Below are 15903 nucleotides of genomic sequence, written 5' to 3'. Positions count from 1 at the left end.
ACACGGGCGTACGGTGCCGGGCACGACGGCGGCGCTGGGCGCGACGGCGCTGCTGCTGGCGGGGTGCGGCGAGGCCAGCACCGACGCCATGGGGGACCACACGACCCAGACCTGCCAGGACCTCTCCGCGTACACGGACGCCCTGCGGAACCTCGCGGGCACCCTGGGCCCCGACGCGACGGTCGCGGAGGTGCAGGCGGCGCGCGATCAGGCGCAGGAGGCCCAGGAAACGCTGGAGGAGAGCATCTCCGAGGTGAGCGACGACCGCACGGACGACATCGCCCGCTCGTGGGACGCCCTCGTCACGGCGTTCGGTCAGGTCGACGACGACGCCACGCTCGCCGAGGCGGCCGACTCCCTCAAGGAAGAGGCGCAGGGCGTCGTCGACGCCACGGCGTCCGTGGGCCAGGACCTGGACTGCGGCTGAGGTCCAGCGGACGCTGCGGTCGCGGCGTCCCTCCTGGTGGGGCAGGGTGCTTGGTGCATCGGCGGCCACCGAGGAGGGCACCCTGTGAGCGAGGCGAGCGACGCGACGCCGGCCCCCCAGGCCGGGAAGGCCCGGAAGCTGGCCAGGCCCACCCCCCGCGACGTCGTCTCCGGCTTCGTGACGGGCCTGTTCTCCATCCCCGAGGGCATGGCGTACGCGACGGTCGGCGGGTTCTCCGCGCCGATGGGCCTGTGGTCGGGCGCCGTGCCCACGGTGATCGGCTCGATCTTCAGCCGCACGGTCCTCATGGTCACCACGCTCACGAGCGCGATCGCGCTGTCGGCGCAGAGCATCCTCGTCGGCGCGGGCCTCGACCCCGGCGACCTCGGCTCCGTCGCCGCGCTGACCGTGATGGTCGGGCTGTGGATGCTGCTGCTGGGGGTGCTCAAGCTCGGCTCGGTGATGTCGTTCGTGTCGACGGCGGTGATGACCGGGTTCACGGCGGGCATCGCCGTGCAGATCGTGGCCGGCGTGGTCAAGGACGCCACCGGCTACACCCCTGAGGCGCACAACACGGTGGGCAAGCTGGTCGAGGGCGTGCTGCACGTCGGGGAGTGGGACGGCGCGACCGTGCTCGTCGCGGTCGCGACGGTGGCCGTGTGGGCGGGGCTCCAGCTCGTGAAGCCGCTGCGCAAGACGGCGACGCTGGTCTCGCTCGTCGTCGTCACCGTGGTCGTCGCGCTGCTGGGCACCGACGTGGAGCGGGTGAGCGACATCGCCGCCATCCCCCGCTCGCTGCCGCCGTTCACGCTGCCGGACGTCGGCGCGATGCCGGAGCTCGTGTCCGGCGGCCTCGCCATCGCGCTCATCGCGCTCGCGCAGGCGGCGGGGATCGGCGCGGCGGTGCCCAACCCGGACGGCTCCCGCACCGACGTCTCGAAGGACTTCACGGCGCAGGGCCTCGCCAACGTGGCGGGAGGGTTCTTCGGCGCGCTGCCCACCGGCGGGTCCCTCTCGCGCACCGGCGTCGCGACCAGCGGCGGCGCGCAGACGCGCTGGGCCGGCATCTTCGCGGGCGTGTGGCTCATCGTGCTGGTGCTGCTGCTCGGCCCGCTGGCCGGCGAGATCCCGATGGCGGTCATCGGGGGCCTGCTGCTCGTCATCGGCGGCGAGCTCATCGTCGGGCGGTGGGCCGACATCGTGCTCGTCTTCCGCACGTCGTGGCTGTCCGCGGCGGCGCTGGTCGTGACTTTCGCGGCCACCACGCAGCTGCCGCTGCAGCAGGCCATCTTCCTCGGGGCGGGCCTCTCGATCGTCCTGTTCGCCGTGCAGGCGGCCAAGCGCGGGCGGCTGGTCCGGTTCGTGCCGACGGGCGACGGGGACTTCCGCGTCGAGGACGCCCCCGCCGACCTGCCCAGCGGCCAGACCACCGTGCTGCACTACGTGGGCACCGGGTTCTTCGCCGAGGTGAACCGCCTCGAGGAGGAGTGGCCGCACACCGCGCACACGCAAGACGCCGCCCTCGTCATCTCGCTGCGCGGCTCCGCGGGCATCCCGTCGACCACGTTCCTCAAGTCGCTCGACCGGCTGCTGGACCGCTGGCACGAGCACGGCGTCGAGGTCGTGGTGTGCGGTGTGCCGGAGGACCTGCGGAAGCGTTTCGAGACCGGCGGCGTCAGCGGACGCCTGCGCGACTCCGTCGTCCCGAGCGGCGACACCCTCCTGGGATCGGTGCGCGAGGCGTACGACCTCGCGGAGCGTCGACGCACCCGCCGGGCGGCGTCCGCCGACGGCTGAACCCTCGCCGCGCGCCCCCGCGCGAGCGGTGCCATCGTGGCGCCATGCCTACCGCACCGAAGCCAGCCACGCCCACGATCGCCGCCCAGCAGCAGTCGATGCTGAACGGCCTACCGTTCTCCGATCGCCAGGACTTCGAGGACGCGACGCGCGGTCTGATCGGCCGACGCACCCCGAACGCCGTGACGAACGCGGCGGGTGACGTCGTGTGGGACAACGACTCCTACGCCTTCCTCCAGGGTGACGCCCCGGACACCGTGAACCCGAGCCTGTGGCGGCAGTCGCAGCTCAATGCCGTCGAAGGACTGTTCGAGGTGACCCCCGGCATCTACCAGGTGCGCGGCATGGACCTGTCGAACACATCGATCATCGAGGGCGACGAGGGCGTCATCATCATCGACACCCTGCTCACGAAGGAGACCGGCGAGGCCGCGCTCGCGCTCTACCGCGAGCACCGCGGCGACCGTCCCGTGACAGCGGTCATCTACACGCACTCGCACGCCGACCACTTCGGCGGCACCAAGGGGTTCGTGTCCCAGGAGGACGTCGACTCAGGCAAGGTCCGGATCTACGCACCCGAGGGCTTCGTGGAGCACGCCGTCTCGGAGAACGTGTACGCGGGCGTCGCGATGAACCGCCGCGCGGCCTACATGTACGGCGCCGCCCTCGCTCGAGGGCCCCAGGGCGGCGTCGGTGCCGGTCTCGGTCAGACCATCTCCACGGGCGAGGTCACGTTCGTGCCCCCGACGGACACCATCTCGACGACGGGCCACGAGGAGATCATCGACGGTGTCCGCTTCGTCTTCCAGATGGCGCCCGGCACCGAGGCGCCGTCGGAGATGCTCATCTACCTGCCCGACCACAAGGCTCTCTGCTCGGCCGAAGACGCCACCCACACGCTGCACAATCTCCTGACGCTGCGTGGCGCCGTCGTACGCGACCCGCACGCCTGGTCGAAGTACCTCACCGAGACGGTCGACCTCTTCGGCGACGTCGAAGTCGTCTTCGCGTCGCACCACTGGCCCACCTGGGGCCACGACCGCGTCGTGAAGTTCCTGCAGGACCAGCGCGACATCTACGCCTACCTGCACGACCAGACCCTGCGCCTCCTCAACAAGGGCCTCACCGGCCCGGAGATCGCGGAGGAGATCACGCTGCCTCCGGCGCTGGAGAACGCGTGGAACGCTCGCGGCTACTACGGCTCCGTCAGCCACAACGTCAAGGCGATCTACCAGCGCTACCTGGGCTGGTTCGACGGCAACCCGGCGCACCTGTGGGAGCACACCCCGGTCGAGCGGGCCAAGCGGTACGCGAAGCTCGCCGGCGGCGTCGACGCGCTCGTCGCGAACGCACGCGAGGCGTTCGATGCCGGCGACTACCGCTGGGCCGCGGAGGCCGCCAACCACGCCGTGTTCGCCGAGCCCGACCACGCCGCCGCACGCGAGCTCCTGGCCGACACGTACGAGCAGCTCGGCTACGGCTCCGAGAACGGCACCTGGCGCGACTTCTACCTCTCGGGCGCCACCGAGCTGCGCGACGGCCAGTTCGGCACCCCGACCGAGACGAATGCGCCCGACGTCATCGCCAACCTCTCCCCCGAGATGCTGTTCGACGCCGTGGCCATCCAGGTGAACGGCCCGGCCGCCTGGGACGTCAAGGTCACCATCGACGTCGTCGTCACCGACACGGACCGGCGGTACCGCGTCTGGCTCAAGAACGGCGTCCTGTCGTACAGCGCCGCCCCCCAGCAGGGCGACGCGGATGCGACCATCACCTCGACGCGAGCTGCCCTGCCGGCCCTCGCCGCCGGTAATCCCGACGCCCTTGCGGCCGCGGGCATCCAGGTCACGGGCGACGCCTCCGCGCTCGGCCGCCTGACCGCCGTCCTCGACCCGGGCGACAAGAACTTCTCGATCGTCACTCCCTGACGTTCCCCCCGAGGGGGCGGGCGGGGAGCACCCGGTCGACGGCGACGACGAGCAGCCCGAGGGCGTAGAACGCGCCGCCGTAGAGCACCAGGTTGAGCCCCAGCCCGCCCCACCCGAGGGCGTCCAGGTCGATGAACCCGTAGGGGTACTCGCTGCCCGGGCTGAGCTGACCGCGCAGCAGGATCGCGCCGAAGTACAGCACGGGGAACAGCATCCACAGGCCCGCGTCGCGCAGGCGGGCGCGGCGGTGCGGGTCGAACAGGAGGAAGTCCAGCACGACGGCGATCGGCAGGGCCCGGTGCTCGACCTGCCCGTCCGTGAGCCCGAGGAAGACGGCCGGGGCGTCCGGATCCTCCGGCGCGAGGACCAGCCACGCGACCAGCCCGGTGATGGCCGCGGCGAGCGTGACCAGTCCCTTCGCCCCGACCGGCGGTGGCTCGCGGCGCCGCAGCGTCGTGACGGCGGCCCAGCCGAAGACCGCCACCGCTAGGAAGCTGGTGAGGTTGGTGAAGTAGACGAAGCCCTCGACGTCGCCGTCGCGCCAGATGGCGCGCGTGCCGACGAGACCGAGCGCGACGACGACGAGCCGGAACAGGCCCACGAGCACGAACATGGCGGTAGTGAAGCAGACTCCGCGCGCCCGCCCGCCGTCAGAAGACGACGACCGCCACCAGCCCGGCGAGGCCGAGCAGGGCCGTGCCCGCGCACATCAGCACGATCCGCCGCCCGTGGCGGAGGCGCGGCTCGGCCGTGTCGAGATGCCGGTGGGTGTGGCGGGCGTGCCGCTGGGCGAACCACCACAGCGGAGGCGTGAGCACCAGCCCGACGGCGGCGGCGAGGAGGAACGACGTCGCACCGTCCACGCCCGGCAGCGTCTGCCACGCCACCGCGCACGCCGCGGTGAAGGAGAGCAGCGTGCGTCGCCACGCGAGCGCCGTCCGCTCGGCCTGGAGGCCGCGGTCGCGCTCGGGGCCGACGAGCGGCGGGTCGGGGCGGTCGGTCATGTCGGCGCCGTCCCGTCAGTGCAGCAGCAGGGCGAGCAGCACGAGGATGCCCACGACGGTGATGGTCACGACCAGCACGAACCCGGTGATCGCGCCCGGCAGCGGGCCGTGCTCCCGCATGGCGCGCTCGGAGCGGGCCCACTCGACCGCCCCCGCGACCGGCACGACGGCGCCCGCCACGAGCAGCACGATCGCAGACGTGAGGCGCAGGTGCGGCTCCATCGGCAGGTCCAGCGCCTCGAGCGCCGTGCCGCCGGCGATCAGCCCCAGGGCCGTCCGGAGCCACGCGAGGATGGTGCGCTCGTTGGCCAGCGAGAACCGCGGGTCGGGCTCCGAGCCCCTCTCGTAGACCCAGCGTGGGAAACGCTCGCGGCTCACGTCGACGTGCCTCCTTCATCTCTGCGGGTGCTGCCGACATCCTCCCGCAGGAGGAGCGGGAGCGCTCAGGGCGGGTCGTTGACGAACCGGAGCTTCACGCGGACGTCGTCGAGCGGCACCACCAGCGTCGACCCGTGCGGCGACCACCTGTCGGGGACGAGGAAGAGGGCGTCTCCGCCCTCGACCAGCAGCCGCAGGCCGCGGTAGCGGTACCGGTACTCGCCGTCCCCGGCCGCGAGACCCTCCTCCACCACTGCCGGGTCGCCCACCTGCAGCTGCTGCGGGGTGTCGACGACGACGGCGGGCAGGCTGCCCAGGTCGCGGGCGAGCGCCTTGGCCTGACCGCGTCCCGTCCACTCGGCCACCGTGCCGGTGGCCCAGAAGAGCGCGGCGACCACCGTGAGGACCAGCAGCAGGACGGCCGTCCGTGCGGGGTCGGTGCCCGCCGTCGGCCCGGCGTCCGGTCCCGTGCCCCGCCTGCGGTGGGACCAGGTGAGGCCGTACGCGAGGCCCGCCGACCCGACGCCGATCACCAGCGGGGTCACCAACGGGTACGGGACCCAGGCCGCGAGCGCCGGATAGGCCACGACCAGCGTCACGCCGACCGCCAGCACGACGGCGCCGCCGACCGTCAGCCCGAGCGTCCAGCGGTGCGCCACCGGAGCCGGGGCGCCGGCGAGCCTCCGCCGCAGCGCCGCGTCCGCGAGCACCAGCCCCGCCCCCACGAGCAGCACCGCGAGCATCGGCACCAGGAGCGGCTGCGGGCTGCGCATGACGAACTCCTGCGTGCTGTACCCGAGCAGGTCGACGTCCACGCCGAAGTACAGGTACTGCGCGCGGGTCGTGACGTAGCCGAAGTAGAACAGGATCGCCGTGACGAACGTCGCCGGGGCGACCACCGTGCCCAGCACCGACCAGACGCGCGCCAGGACGCTCGGTTCGTGCGCCGGCGGTGACGGCTGCTGGGTCACGGAAGGACCTGTTCCTCGGTGGGCTCGTCGGCGGGCTCGTCGGCCGGCTCGTCGGCCGGTTCCTGCGTGACCTCCTCCGGCGTCTCGGTCACCTCGTTCTCCGGCGCCTCGCTCGGCTCCCCGGTCTCCGGCTCGCCGGACTCCTCCGTCGGTGCCTCGGAGGACTCGTCGCTCGCCGGGTCGCAGTCGTACACGACGTCGTCGGGCGGGTGGCACATCGACCAGACGGTGTGGAGCGTCATCGCCGCCTTGAACTCGTCGCACTGCCGCTGGGTGGGGCAGGTGGCGCTCGCGGCGAACGAGACGTCGACCAGCTCCGTCCCGGGGTCGGGCGGCCGCACGGCGACCCAGCACGAGAGGGTGCCCGGCGCGAGCGGCTCGCCGACGCAGGGCGGCTCACCGCAGTCCGAGCTCGCCAGCGCAGCGCCCGCGGTCAGGACCGACACCCGCTCGATCTCCACGGTCACGCCCTCGGGCACCCCGTTCGTCTGGATCGAGGCGAGACCGCACCACGCGTCGCCGACGAGCACGAAGTCCTGACCGCCCATGAGGAGGCCGGGGAGGTCGGCCTGGGCGGCGCCGCCCGCCTGCGGCAGCGGTTCCTCGAGGTCCTCGCCCGCATCGTTCCCGTCGCCGTCGTCGTCCCTGCTGCCGCCGTCGCCCTCGTCGCCGGGCCGCGCGGCCTCGGACGTCGTCGCGGGCGGCTCCGTGGCGCCCGCGTCCGCGTCGGGCAGCTCTCCGCCGTCCCCGCACGCGGTCGTCGCCAGGACCAGCAGGACTGCCAGAGCGCCCAGACCTCGTCTCATCTCGCCCTCCCGGAAGAACCGGGCCGCGTCGTCGCGGTCAGAGGACTCCGCGGTGCCGCGCGTCGTCCTACCCGTGGAGAGAGCGCGCGATCTGCGCTGATACCGCGTTCCGACCTCACCACCGTGTCGGCGCCCGTCGGTAGCGTGCCCGGCATGCGCGCCGACTTCCTCGCCCTGCACCGCCCCGGCGACCCGCTCCTGCTGCCGAACGCGTGGGACGCCGGGTCCGCGCGGATCCTCGCCGCCCTCGGCTTCACCGCCGTCGCGACGACGAGCAGCGGGTTCGCCGCGACGCTCGGCCGGCCCGACGGCGCCGTCACCCGGGACGAGGCGCTCGCGCACGCCGCCGCGCTCGCGGCCGCCGTCGACGTGCCCGTGAGCGCGGACCTGGAGAACGGCTTCGCCGACTCCCCCGCCGACGTCGCCCGCACCGTCGCGGACGCCCGCGACGCCGGAGTGGCCGGCGCCTCCGTCGAGGACGCCACCGGCCGGGACGACGAGCCGGTGTACGACCGGGGCCTCGCCGTCGAGCGCGTGGCCGCCGCGGCCGAGGCTGCCGGCGACCTGGTGCTCACGGCCCGCTGCGAGAACCACCTGTACGGGCGGGACGACCTCGCCGACACGATCGCGCGGCTGCAGGCCTACCAGGAGGCCGGCGCCCACGTGCTGTACGCGCCGGGGCTGCGCGACGCCGCCGCGATCGCCACCGTCTGCCGCGAGGTCGACCGGCCCGTCAACGCGCTGCTCGTCGCGGGCGGTCCCACGCCCGCCGAGCTGGCCGACGCCGGGATCGCACGCATCTCCGTCGGCGGCACGTTCGCGTGGAACGCCCTGTCCGCCCTGGTCGACGCCGCCCGCGAGCTCCAGGCCGGCGGCGTCGGCTTCCTCGACCGCACGGGGCCGGTGCGCGACGTCATGGGTGCGGCGTTCCGCTCCTGAGCAGGGCCGGGGGCGCCGTCCGCAGGAGGGTGCATCCGGGGCCGCGCCGACGGGCGAAGAGCAGGCAGGTGCACCCGTACCTCGCGGCCGCCCGAGGCCGCGCCCTGTGGACCCGAAGGAGTCGATGACGATGAAGCTTCGAACCGCTACCCGGACCGCCTGGGGTGCCGTGTGCGTGGCCGCCCTGGGCCTGCTGGGCACCGCAGCCGCGACCACCGCCACGGCGGCCCCGCCCGCGGGGACGACCAGCCTGGCCGCGGTGCTGGCTTCCGACGGCGACACCTTCGACCGCAACTGGTACGACTTCGACGTGGTCGACCAGGCGGTCGCGGCGGTGCTGGAGGCCAAGCCGGACAGCCCTGTCGCCGTGCTGGCCGACGGCACGGTCCCCCTCACGGCGTTCCTGCCGAACGACCGTGCGTTCCAGCTCCTGGCGTTCGACCTCACCCACCGCTGGGAGCGCACGGAGGAGGGCGTGCTGCGCCGGGTCGTGGCCGCGGCAGGGGTCGACGCCGTCGAGCAGGTGCTGCTCTACCACGTCGTGCCCGGCGCCACGATCGACGCCCGGCAGGCGCTGCGCTCCGACGGGGCCCGCCTGACGACCGCGCAGGGTGCGACGTTCCGGGTCGACGTCCTGAGCCGGTGGGTGCCGCTGGTGCGGCTCATCGACCGGGACCGCAACGACGTCGACCCGTTCCTCGTCCGGAGCAAGCTCGACCTCAACAAGGGCAACGTGCAGATCGCCCACGGCATCAGCGCGGTGCTCCGGCCGCTGGACCTCTGACCGCGAGCGCCGAGGGCCTCGCCGGGATGCCGGCGGGGCCCTCGCGCTTGTCCGCACATCTGCTAGCAAGGCTAGAAATACAAATCTCAACAAGATTGCATCCGCGGACGGCTCCGAGCCGGAACAAGAGGTGTCAGCACGGACACGGCCCGAGGGCCACGACACCGGGAGGCACCATGGAACGCACCGCACGGCGCAGCGCCGCACTCGTCGGGGTGACCGCCTTCGCAGCACTGGGACTCTCCGCGGTCGGGCTCGTCCCGGCCGCCGCCGCGGCCGAGGACGGCGCGGTGCTGTCGGTGATGCACGGCGTCCCCGACACCCCCGTCGACGTGTGGGTCGACGACGAGCTCACCGTCGACGACTTCGAGCCCGGCGACATGGCGGGACCGCTCGACCTGCCCGCGGGGACGTACACCGTCGCGATCACCGCGCCCGACGCCGAGGACACGAGCGACCCCGTGATCGGGCCGGTCGACCTGGAGCTCGAGGCGGGCGGCAACTACACCGCGGTCGCCCACCTGGACGCCGACGGCGGCCCGACCGCCACGCTCTTCACCAACGACATGTCGGCGACGGCGGCCGGCGAGGGCCGCCTCACCGTCCGGCACGTCGCCGCGGCGCCGGCCGTGGACGTCCTCGCCGGCGGCGAGCCGGTGATCAGCGGGCTGGAGAACCCCGACGAGCAGAGCCTCGACCTCCCGGCGGGAACGGTCTCTGCCGCCGTGGCCGCGGCCGGCACCACGGAACCGGTGCTCGGGCCGACGGACGTCGAGGTCGCAGAGGGGGTCAACACCATCGCGTACGCCTGGGGCAGCCTGGACGACGGCACCCTCGCGCTGGCCACGCAGACGGTGGACGGGCTCCACTCCTCTCCCGACGGCGTGCCCGCCGGGATGTCCGGTCTCGCGGCCGACGCCACGTCCGGGTTCGAGGCCCCCAGCAGCGGGTTCAGCACCGCCGCCCTCCTGGTCGGCAGCGCGCTGGTGGTCATGTTCCTCGCGATCGCGGGATACGAGCTCGTCCGGGCGGCACGGCTGCACGCGCGCGAGCACGCTCACCGGCCGGGCTCGACCCGCCGATGACGTCGCACGCACGCTCCGCCGTGGTGCGGGCGGTCGGCACCGCCGCCGCCCGCACCACGGCGGTCGCGCTCGCGCTCGCCCTGTCCGCCTGTGCCCCGGGCCCCAGCGCGTACCGGCCGGCCGCAACGCCGGACGCACCCCCGCAGGCGGCCGACACGACGGCGGCGGTGCCCGAGGTCCCGCCCACCCCGGCCGTCGCCCTCGCGCCCGTCCGGCCGGCGCGCGACGTCCCCCCGCCGGCCCCGCCGGCGCCGACCCGTGTCGAGGTTCCCGCGCTGGGCATCGACGTCCGCGTCCGCGCCGTCGGCGTGGACGACCGGGGCCGGATGGACCTACCGGGCTCCGCCGACGTCGCCGGCTGGTACCGGTTCGGGGCGGCGCCCGCCAGCGACGGTGGCGCGACGGTCGTCGCCGCGCACGTCGACGACGCCGAGAAGGTGGGCCCCTTCGCCCGCCTCGCGGCCGCCGAACCCGGTGCCACCGCCCGCGTACGCACGGCGGACGGCGGCACCTACACCTACACAGTGGAACGGACCGAGGCCACGGCGAAGGCCACGCTCGTCCCGGACGACGTCTTCGACCGGGCGGGTCCACCCCGCCTCGTCCTGGTGACGTGCGGCGGCGCGTGGGACGCCCGCGCCCGGTCGTACACGGAGAACGTCGTGGTGACCGCGGTCCTCCGGGGATGAGGGCGCCTCGCAGCGCTCCCCGACCCGGTGGCCCGCCCACCCCGGCGGCCGTACGATCGGCCGTGCCCCACCGCGGTCGACCGTCTGCCGCGGCCGCTGACCCACTTCGAGGACACGCCCTGAAGCGCGACGACGCCGAGCTCGACGACGCGGGTCTCGACGTGCAGCGCCTGGGGCGACGGTTCGCCGACGGCGACGAGGCCGCGCTCGCGGAGGCCTTCCGGCAGTGGTCGGCGCTGGTGCACACGATCGCGCTCCGGTCGCTGGGCTCGCGCGCCGACGCGGAGGACGTCACGCAGCAGGTCTTCGTCTCGGCGTGGCGCGGACGGCACCGCTACGACCCCGAGCGGTCCAGGCTCCCGGCGTGGCTGGTCGGGATCACCCGGCACGCCGTCGCGGACGCCCACGAGGCCCGTGCCCGGGCGCGGCGGTCCCAGGACGCCGTCCGCCAGGCCGCGCCGGGCGGACCGCCCGCCGAGTCACCGGTCGACGAGGTGGCCGACAGGATCGTCCTCGACGACGAGCTCCGGATGCTCGGCGACCCCGCCGGGACCATCCTGCGCCTCGCGTTCTTCCGGGGCCTGACCCACGTCCAGATCGCCCAGGAGCTCGACCTGCCGCTCGGTACCGTCAAGAGTCACGTCCGACGAAGCCTGATCCGGCTGCGCGACCGATTGGAGGTGGACGGTGCCGCACATCGATGACGAGACGCTCGCGCTCTGCGCGCTCGGCGAGGACGTGCTCGACCCGGCGCAGCGCGACCACCTCGCCGGCTGCCCTGCCTGCGCCGCGACGGTGCGGGACCTGGAGCGGGTGTCCGCCCGCATGCGCGCCCCGGGCACCGCGCCCGAGCTGGTCCCCCCGGGCCCGGAGGTCTGGGCGCGCGTCCACGCGGAGCTGGGGCTCAGGGACGTGCCCGCGAGCCAGCCCCCGGACCAGGCCCCCGCCCCGGTGACCGACCAGCTCGCGGCCCGGCGGGCGCGACGCTCCTGGGTGCCCGCTCTCGTCGCGGCGTGCACGGCCCTGGTCCTCGGGCTCGTCGGCGGCGTCCTGTGGGAACGGCGCACCCTCGAGCCGGCGGAGACGACGGTCGCCAGCGCGACGCTCGACCCGCTGCCCGACTGGGCGGGGTCCTCGGGCGAGGCGGTGCTGCGCACCACGGCGGACGGGCGCCGCGAGATCGTCGTCTCGGTCGACGCCCCCGCGCCCGAGGGGACGTACCGGGAGGTGTGGCTGCTCACGCCCGACGTCAGCGGTCTGGTGAGCCTCGGTGTGCTCGAGAGCGGCGAAGGACGGTTCGACGTCCCGGAGGGGCTCGACCTCGCCGCATACTCCGTGGTGGACGTCTCGGAGGAGCCCCTCGACGGCGACCCCGCGCACTCCAGCGACTCGGTGGTCCGCGGCTCGCTCGCGACCTGAACCTGACGGCGCCCCCGGCCCCTACCGAGACGCCGGCACCACGACGGTATGGACGCAGCGCCACCCGGAGCCCTGCCGCACGAACGTGTCCACCGACCACTCCTCGTCCCGGAACGGCGCCCCGCACCACGCGCCCGCGGAGACCCCGCGGGCCAGCGTGACCGCGACGCCGTCGTGCACGCGCACCGACACCAGCTCCGCCGACATCCGGGTGTGCACCAGCTCCCCCGATGCCACGAGGCCGAGGAAGCCGGCACGGTCCTGCACCGCGCCGTCCGTCCCGACGAGGGTCCAGCCCGGGTCGAGGAACCGGTCGATCGCAGGCGCGTCGTTGGCCACGATCGCGGCACCCCAGTCGCGCAGCAGCGCCGCGAACGCCGCCGACGCGCCGGGCTCGTCATCGCCGCCCATCCTGCCCTCCCCCGTCGCACCGTCGATCCGATCGTCTCCCCAGGGCGACGGGCTCACGAGCGGGCCGGGGACGAGCCAGATCCCGTCGTAGGCGCGCACGTCGAACGGCGCGTCGGTGGGCACCCGCTCGGCCTCGATGCCGAGCTCGTCCGCGAGGCGCGGCACGAGGGCGTCGAGCTCCGGTGGCTGGGGTGGTCGCGGTGGTCGCCGAGCAGCGTGAGGGTCATGGCACGAGCCGCTGGGTGATCACCGACTCCTCGGGCCCGTGCTGCACGCGCGCGAGCGCACCGTTCACCAGCGCGAGGTACGGCGGCACGTGCCCGCACTCGACGTCCGCGAGCAGCGGGATCCCCAGGTCGCCCAGCGCGTCCCGGACGGCGTCGCGCTGGGTGAAGCCGTCCGAGTCCGGCGCGTGCGTGCGGCTCACCAGCACCGCGCGCGCCGCGTCGAACCAGCCCGCGTGCCGCATCGCCCACAGGGCCCGGCCGACCTCGAGCGCCTCCCACTCGAGGATGTCCAGGTACACGACCAGGCCCTCCGGCGCGTGCTCCGCCGCGAACCGGGCCACGTCGCCGTACGGCGTGCCCGCGAGCAGCGAGACGGTCTCCAGGCAGCCGCCGATCAGCCGCCCCTGGACGTCGACCGGCGCGCCCGGGTCCTCCCCGTCGAGCCGCAGCCAGGAGCCGGCGGCGTCGAGCGTCCACGTCGACACCTCCGGCTCGTTCTCGTAGTCGTCCCAGCCCGACGAGCGGAACCGGCGCGGCGAGCGCTGCGCCAGCGCCCCGCCGTCCTGCGCCGACGCGGCGACGTCCCACCAGCCGACGATGCCCTCCGGCACGTCGTAGGGGGTGTCCATGAGGTTCTGACCGTGCAGCGTCGCGACGCCGGTGCGCAGCGTCAACGGCAGCATGAGGGTCGAGACGTCCGAGAACCCGACCAGCCACGTCGGGTCCGCGCCGAGGACGTCCCAGTCGAGGCGGCCCAGCAGGTCCGTCGCCAGCTCCCCGCCCCACGGCGGCACGACGGCGCGCACCGCCGGGTCCGTGAGCATCGCGGTGACCTCGGCCGCGCGCACCTCCGCCGGCGCGCTGACGATCCCCTCGCCGGTGGGCGTCTCGCCGAGCCGCACGTCGTAGCCCTTCGCGCGCACGACGTCGGCGGCGTGCAGCAGCCGCTCCTGGAGGGCGGGGACGACGCCGGCAGACGGCGCGGTGACGCCGATCGTGTCGCCGGGACGGAGGGGGCGCGGGTAGCGGATCGTCATGGCCGGACTCTGCCCGAGCCGGGTGACGCCGGGCAACGGGATTCCGCTGTTGGCAGTCGCTCGCGGCACGCGCCGCTAGAGCATCCCGCGCTCGCGGGCGACGGCGGCGGCCTCGGTGCGCGACTGGGTGCCCAGCTTGGTGTTGATGTGCGCCAGGTGGGACTTCACGGTCGCGACGGAGACGAAGAGCTCGCGCGCGATGGCGTCGTTGGAGCGGCCGGCCGTGACGAGGCGCAGCACCTCGAGCTCGCGGGCACTGAGCGCCTCGCCCGGCGACCGCATGCGGCCGAGGAGCCGTCGCTGCACGTCGGCCCCGAGGGTGACCTCGCCCGCCGCGGCGGAGCGGATGGCGCGGGCCAGCTCCTCCGTGGGCGCGTCCTTGAGCAGGTAGCCGGTGGCCCCCGCCTCGACGGCGGCGAGGATGTCGGCGTCCGTGCCGTAGGTGGTGACGACGAGCACCGGCGTCGCGTGCCGGTGCACCACGGTGCCGGTCGCCTCGGCGCCGCCGAGCCGGGTCCCGCCCGGGCCGGCGTCGCCGAACCGCAGGTCGAGCAGGACGACGTCGGCCCGCCCGCCGTCGTCGAGCCAGGCGAGGAGGTCCTCGGCGGTGCCGGTCTCGTGCACGACGCGCATGTCCGGCTGCCCGTCCACCACGGCCCGCAGCCCGGCGCGCACCACGGGGTGGTCGTCCGCGAGCACGACGTCGATCATGGCACCTCCACCGGCAGCGTGACCGCCAGGGCGGTGCCCGCGCCCGGCGACGTCTCGAGCGCGACGCTGCCACCCAGCTCCTGCGCCCGCGACCGGACTGACGGCAGCCCGAAGCCGCGCCCGGTGGCCCCCGCGGCACGCGCGACGGCCTCCGGGTCGAAGCCGCGACCGTCGTCCACGACGTCGAGGGTGACGGTGTCCCGCTCGTAGGTGAGCGTGAGCCGGGCACGACCTGCACCCGAGTGCTGCGCCACGTTGGCGAGCGCGGACTGGGCGACGCGCAGCAGCGCCGTCTCGACGGGCACGGGCAGGGGCCGGACGTCGCCGGCGGTGCGCACGGACACGTCCAGCGGCTGCCGCGCCGCCACACGGCGCAGCGCGGCGACGAGGGTGGTGCGGTCGAGGTCGGGCGGCGTGAGGTCCTGCACGACGCGGCGCGCCTCGGCGAGGCTGTCGCGGGCGGCGCCGCGGGCCTGGCCGACGAGGTCTCGGGCCCTCGCGTCGTCGGTGCCGACGGCGTCGTCTGCGGCCCGCAGGAGCAGCTCGATCGCGGACAGCGACTGGGCGAGGGTGTCGTGGATGTCGCGCGCCAGGCGGGCCCGCTCCTCGGTGACGGCCCGCTCCCGCTCGGCCTGGGCGAGGTGCTGGCGCACCTGGGTCAGCTCGTCCACGGTCCGCTGCCGCGTCTGCGACTCGCGCACGAACGCCTCGATGCCCAGCACGACGCCCACCGCCACGGCGGCACCCAGCACGGGGCCGAGCACGAACCCGGTCCACGGGTCGTCGGCGTCGGCCTGCACCAGGAGGCCCTCGGCGACGGCGAGCGCCGTCGTGACACCCACGGCGAGGACGCCGCGGTGCGGCCCGAGCACGTGCATCTGCAGGATCATCAGAGGGAAGGCGAGCCAGAGGGCGGCGGGCGAGAGCCACAGCAGCACCACCCACGGGACCACGAGGGCGGCGATCCACGCGGAGTCCGGCCACCAGGCGCCGCGCGGGGTGTCGACGGCCCGGTCGTGCACCCGCACCGCCCGGCGCCCCGCGACGTACACGGCGACGAGCACCGTGGCCACCACGACAGACGGCCACGTCCGCCCGGGCGGGGCCTGCACGACGGCGACCACGGCGAGCGCCGCGAGCAGGACGTCGAGCCCCAGGATCAGGGCGCGCGTCGCCGACGGCTGGGGGCGGTGGATCACCCGATCCACGGTAGCCGCGCGGCGCGCCGGCGCATCGTCCGAAAGGTGGAGCGCGGGGGCCACCCTTCGACGCCGCAGGATCACCCCGGGT

Annotated in this window: 18 protein-coding genes; 9 read left to right on the top strand and 9 right to left on the bottom strand. The window is 74.7% G+C overall.

The window, feature by feature from the left end; all coding sequences use genetic code 11:
* The first annotated feature begins 13 nt into the window (after positions 1-13).
* The 3 genes from ACQP6G_RS04305 (at position 14) to ACQP6G_RS04295 (ending at position 4152) form a co-directional block, all read left to right on the top strand.
* On the top strand, positions 14-427 hold the full coding sequence (locus tag ACQP6G_RS04305) for a hypothetical protein (RefSeq protein WP_429762973.1): 414 nt from the start codon (positions 14-16) through the stop codon (positions 425-427).
* A gap of 84 nt (positions 428-511) precedes the next feature.
* Positions 512-2224, top strand: a complete 1713-nt coding sequence (locus ACQP6G_RS04300; RefSeq protein WP_429762972.1) for a SulP family inorganic anion transporter — start codon at positions 512-514, stop codon at positions 2222-2224.
* A gap of 44 nt (positions 2225-2268) precedes the next feature.
* A complete protein-coding gene (locus ACQP6G_RS04295) occupies positions 2269-4152 on the top strand; it encodes an alkyl/aryl-sulfatase (protein ID WP_429762971.1) in 1884 nt (627 codons plus the stop codon).
* Here the strand turns inward: ACQP6G_RS04295 and ACQP6G_RS04290 are convergent.
* The 5 genes from ACQP6G_RS04290 to ACQP6G_RS04270 form a co-directional block, all read right to left on the bottom strand.
* Positions 4142-4765: a Pr6Pr family membrane protein gene (locus ACQP6G_RS04290; RefSeq protein ID WP_429762969.1), complete on the bottom strand. Its 624-nt coding sequence runs from the start codon at positions 4763-4765 to the stop codon at positions 4142-4144. The two genes, ACQP6G_RS04295 and ACQP6G_RS04290, sit on opposite strands and share 11 nt — an antisense overlap.
* A 37-nt stretch (positions 4766-4802) precedes the next feature.
* Complete coding sequence (locus ACQP6G_RS04285) at positions 4803-5156, bottom strand: DUF202 domain-containing protein (RefSeq protein ID WP_429762968.1); 354 nt, start codon at positions 5154-5156, stop codon at positions 4803-4805.
* Positions 5157-5171: 15 nt separating this feature from the next.
* A complete protein-coding gene (locus ACQP6G_RS04280; protein WP_429762967.1) occupies positions 5172-5534 on the bottom strand; it encodes a YidH family protein in 363 nt (120 codons plus the stop codon).
* Between the two features lie 65 nt (positions 5535-5599).
* Complete coding sequence (locus tag ACQP6G_RS04275; RefSeq protein WP_429762966.1) at positions 5600-6505, bottom strand: hypothetical protein; 906 nt, start codon at positions 6503-6505, stop codon at positions 5600-5602.
* Positions 6502-7311 carry a prolipoprotein diacylglyceryl transferase gene (locus ACQP6G_RS04270; RefSeq protein WP_429762965.1) on the bottom strand — a complete coding sequence of 270 codons (810 nt, stop codon included), beginning with the start codon at positions 7309-7311 and terminating at the stop codon, positions 6502-6504. Before ACQP6G_RS04270 ends, ACQP6G_RS04275 begins: the two co-directional genes overlap by 4 nt.
* 153 nt (positions 7312-7464) lie before the next feature.
* Here ACQP6G_RS04270 and ACQP6G_RS04265 point away from each other — a divergent pair, with 153 nt between their 5' ends.
* From ACQP6G_RS04265 to ACQP6G_RS04240, 6 genes are all read left to right on the top strand, one after another.
* On the top strand, positions 7465-8250 hold the full coding sequence (locus ACQP6G_RS04265) for an isocitrate lyase/PEP mutase family protein (protein WP_429762964.1): 786 nt from the start codon (positions 7465-7467) through the stop codon (positions 8248-8250).
* Between the two features lie 130 nt (positions 8251-8380).
* Positions 8381-9034 (top strand): fasciclin domain-containing protein, encoded by a 654-nt coding sequence (locus ACQP6G_RS04260; protein ID WP_429762962.1) that lies wholly within the window; start codon positions 8381-8383, stop codon positions 9032-9034.
* A gap of 176 nt (positions 9035-9210) precedes the next feature.
* Positions 9211-10119: a DUF4397 domain-containing protein gene (locus tag ACQP6G_RS04255; protein WP_429762961.1), complete on the top strand. Its 909-nt coding sequence runs from the start codon at positions 9211-9213 to the stop codon at positions 10117-10119.
* Complete coding sequence (locus ACQP6G_RS04250) at positions 10116-10808, top strand: class F sortase (protein WP_429762960.1); 693 nt, start codon at positions 10116-10118, stop codon at positions 10806-10808. The genes ACQP6G_RS04255 and ACQP6G_RS04250 overlap by 4 nt, the downstream gene beginning before the upstream one ends.
* Positions 10809-10870: 62 nt before the next feature.
* Positions 10871-11512: an RNA polymerase sigma factor gene (locus ACQP6G_RS04245; RefSeq protein WP_429762959.1), complete on the top strand. Its 642-nt coding sequence runs from the start codon at positions 10871-10873 to the stop codon at positions 11510-11512.
* Positions 11496-12227 (top strand): anti-sigma factor domain-containing protein, encoded by a 732-nt coding sequence (locus ACQP6G_RS04240; RefSeq protein WP_429762958.1) that lies wholly within the window; start codon positions 11496-11498, stop codon positions 12225-12227. The genes ACQP6G_RS04245 and ACQP6G_RS04240 overlap by 17 nt, the downstream gene beginning before the upstream one ends.
* Positions 12228-12248: 21 nt before the next feature.
* Here ACQP6G_RS04240 and ACQP6G_RS04235 read toward each other — a convergent pair whose 3' ends face one another.
* The 4 genes from ACQP6G_RS04235 to ACQP6G_RS04220 form a co-directional block, all read right to left on the bottom strand.
* A complete protein-coding gene (locus ACQP6G_RS04235; protein WP_429762957.1) occupies positions 12249-12803 on the bottom strand; it encodes a nuclear transport factor 2 family protein in 555 nt (184 codons plus the stop codon).
* Between the two features lie 58 nt (positions 12804-12861).
* Positions 12862-13902: a S66 family peptidase gene (locus tag ACQP6G_RS04230; protein ID WP_429762956.1), complete on the bottom strand. Its 1041-nt coding sequence runs from the start codon at positions 13900-13902 to the stop codon at positions 12862-12864.
* A gap of 75 nt (positions 13903-13977) precedes the next feature.
* Complete coding sequence (locus ACQP6G_RS04225; RefSeq protein ID WP_429762955.1) at positions 13978-14613, bottom strand: LuxR C-terminal-related transcriptional regulator; 636 nt, start codon at positions 14611-14613, stop codon at positions 13978-13980.
* Positions 14610-15812, bottom strand: a complete 1203-nt coding sequence (locus tag ACQP6G_RS04220; protein ID WP_429762954.1) for a sensor histidine kinase — start codon at positions 15810-15812, stop codon at positions 14610-14612. The genes ACQP6G_RS04225 and ACQP6G_RS04220 overlap by 4 nt, the downstream gene beginning before the upstream one ends.
* Between the last annotated feature and the right edge of the window lie 91 nt (positions 15813-15903).

Source organism: Isoptericola nanjingensis (assembly GCF_050311635.1).
Taxonomy (GTDB): domain Bacteria; phylum Actinomycetota; class Actinomycetes; order Actinomycetales; family Cellulomonadaceae; genus Isoptericola; species Isoptericola nanjingensis.
The sequence above is the reverse complement of the archived record's forward strand: the minus strand, read 5'-3'. Positions and strand labels throughout refer to the sequence as shown.

Coding starts and splice junctions, on each gene's coding strand:
- ACQP6G_RS04230 (WP_429762956.1), bottom strand. CDS start 13,902: ATGACGATCCGCTACCCGCGCCCCCTCCGTCCCGGCGACACGATCGGC.
- ACQP6G_RS04255 (WP_429762961.1), top strand. CDS start 9,211: ATGGAACGCACCGCACGGCGCAGCGCCGCACTCGTCGGGGTGACCGCC.
- ACQP6G_RS04260 (WP_429762962.1), top strand. CDS start 8,381: ATGAAGCTTCGAACCGCTACCCGGACCGCCTGGGGTGCCGTGTGCGTG.
- ACQP6G_RS04250 (WP_429762960.1), top strand. CDS start 10,116: ATGACGTCGCACGCACGCTCCGCCGTGGTGCGGGCGGTCGGCACCGCC.
- ACQP6G_RS04265 (WP_429762964.1), top strand. CDS start 7,465: ATGCGCGCCGACTTCCTCGCCCTGCACCGCCCCGGCGACCCGCTCCTG.
- ACQP6G_RS04270 (WP_429762965.1), bottom strand. CDS start 7,311: ATGAGACGAGGTCTGGGCGCTCTGGCAGTCCTGCTGGTCCTGGCGACG.
- ACQP6G_RS04295 (WP_429762971.1), top strand. CDS start 2,269: ATGCCTACCGCACCGAAGCCAGCCACGCCCACGATCGCCGCCCAGCAG.
- ACQP6G_RS04225 (WP_429762955.1), bottom strand. CDS start 14,613: ATGATCGACGTCGTGCTCGCGGACGACCACCCCGTGGTGCGCGCCGGG.
- ACQP6G_RS04285 (WP_429762968.1), bottom strand. CDS start 5,156: ATGACCGACCGCCCCGACCCGCCGCTCGTCGGCCCCGAGCGCGACCGC.
- ACQP6G_RS04290 (WP_429762969.1), bottom strand. CDS start 4,765: ATGTTCGTGCTCGTGGGCCTGTTCCGGCTCGTCGTCGTCGCGCTCGGT.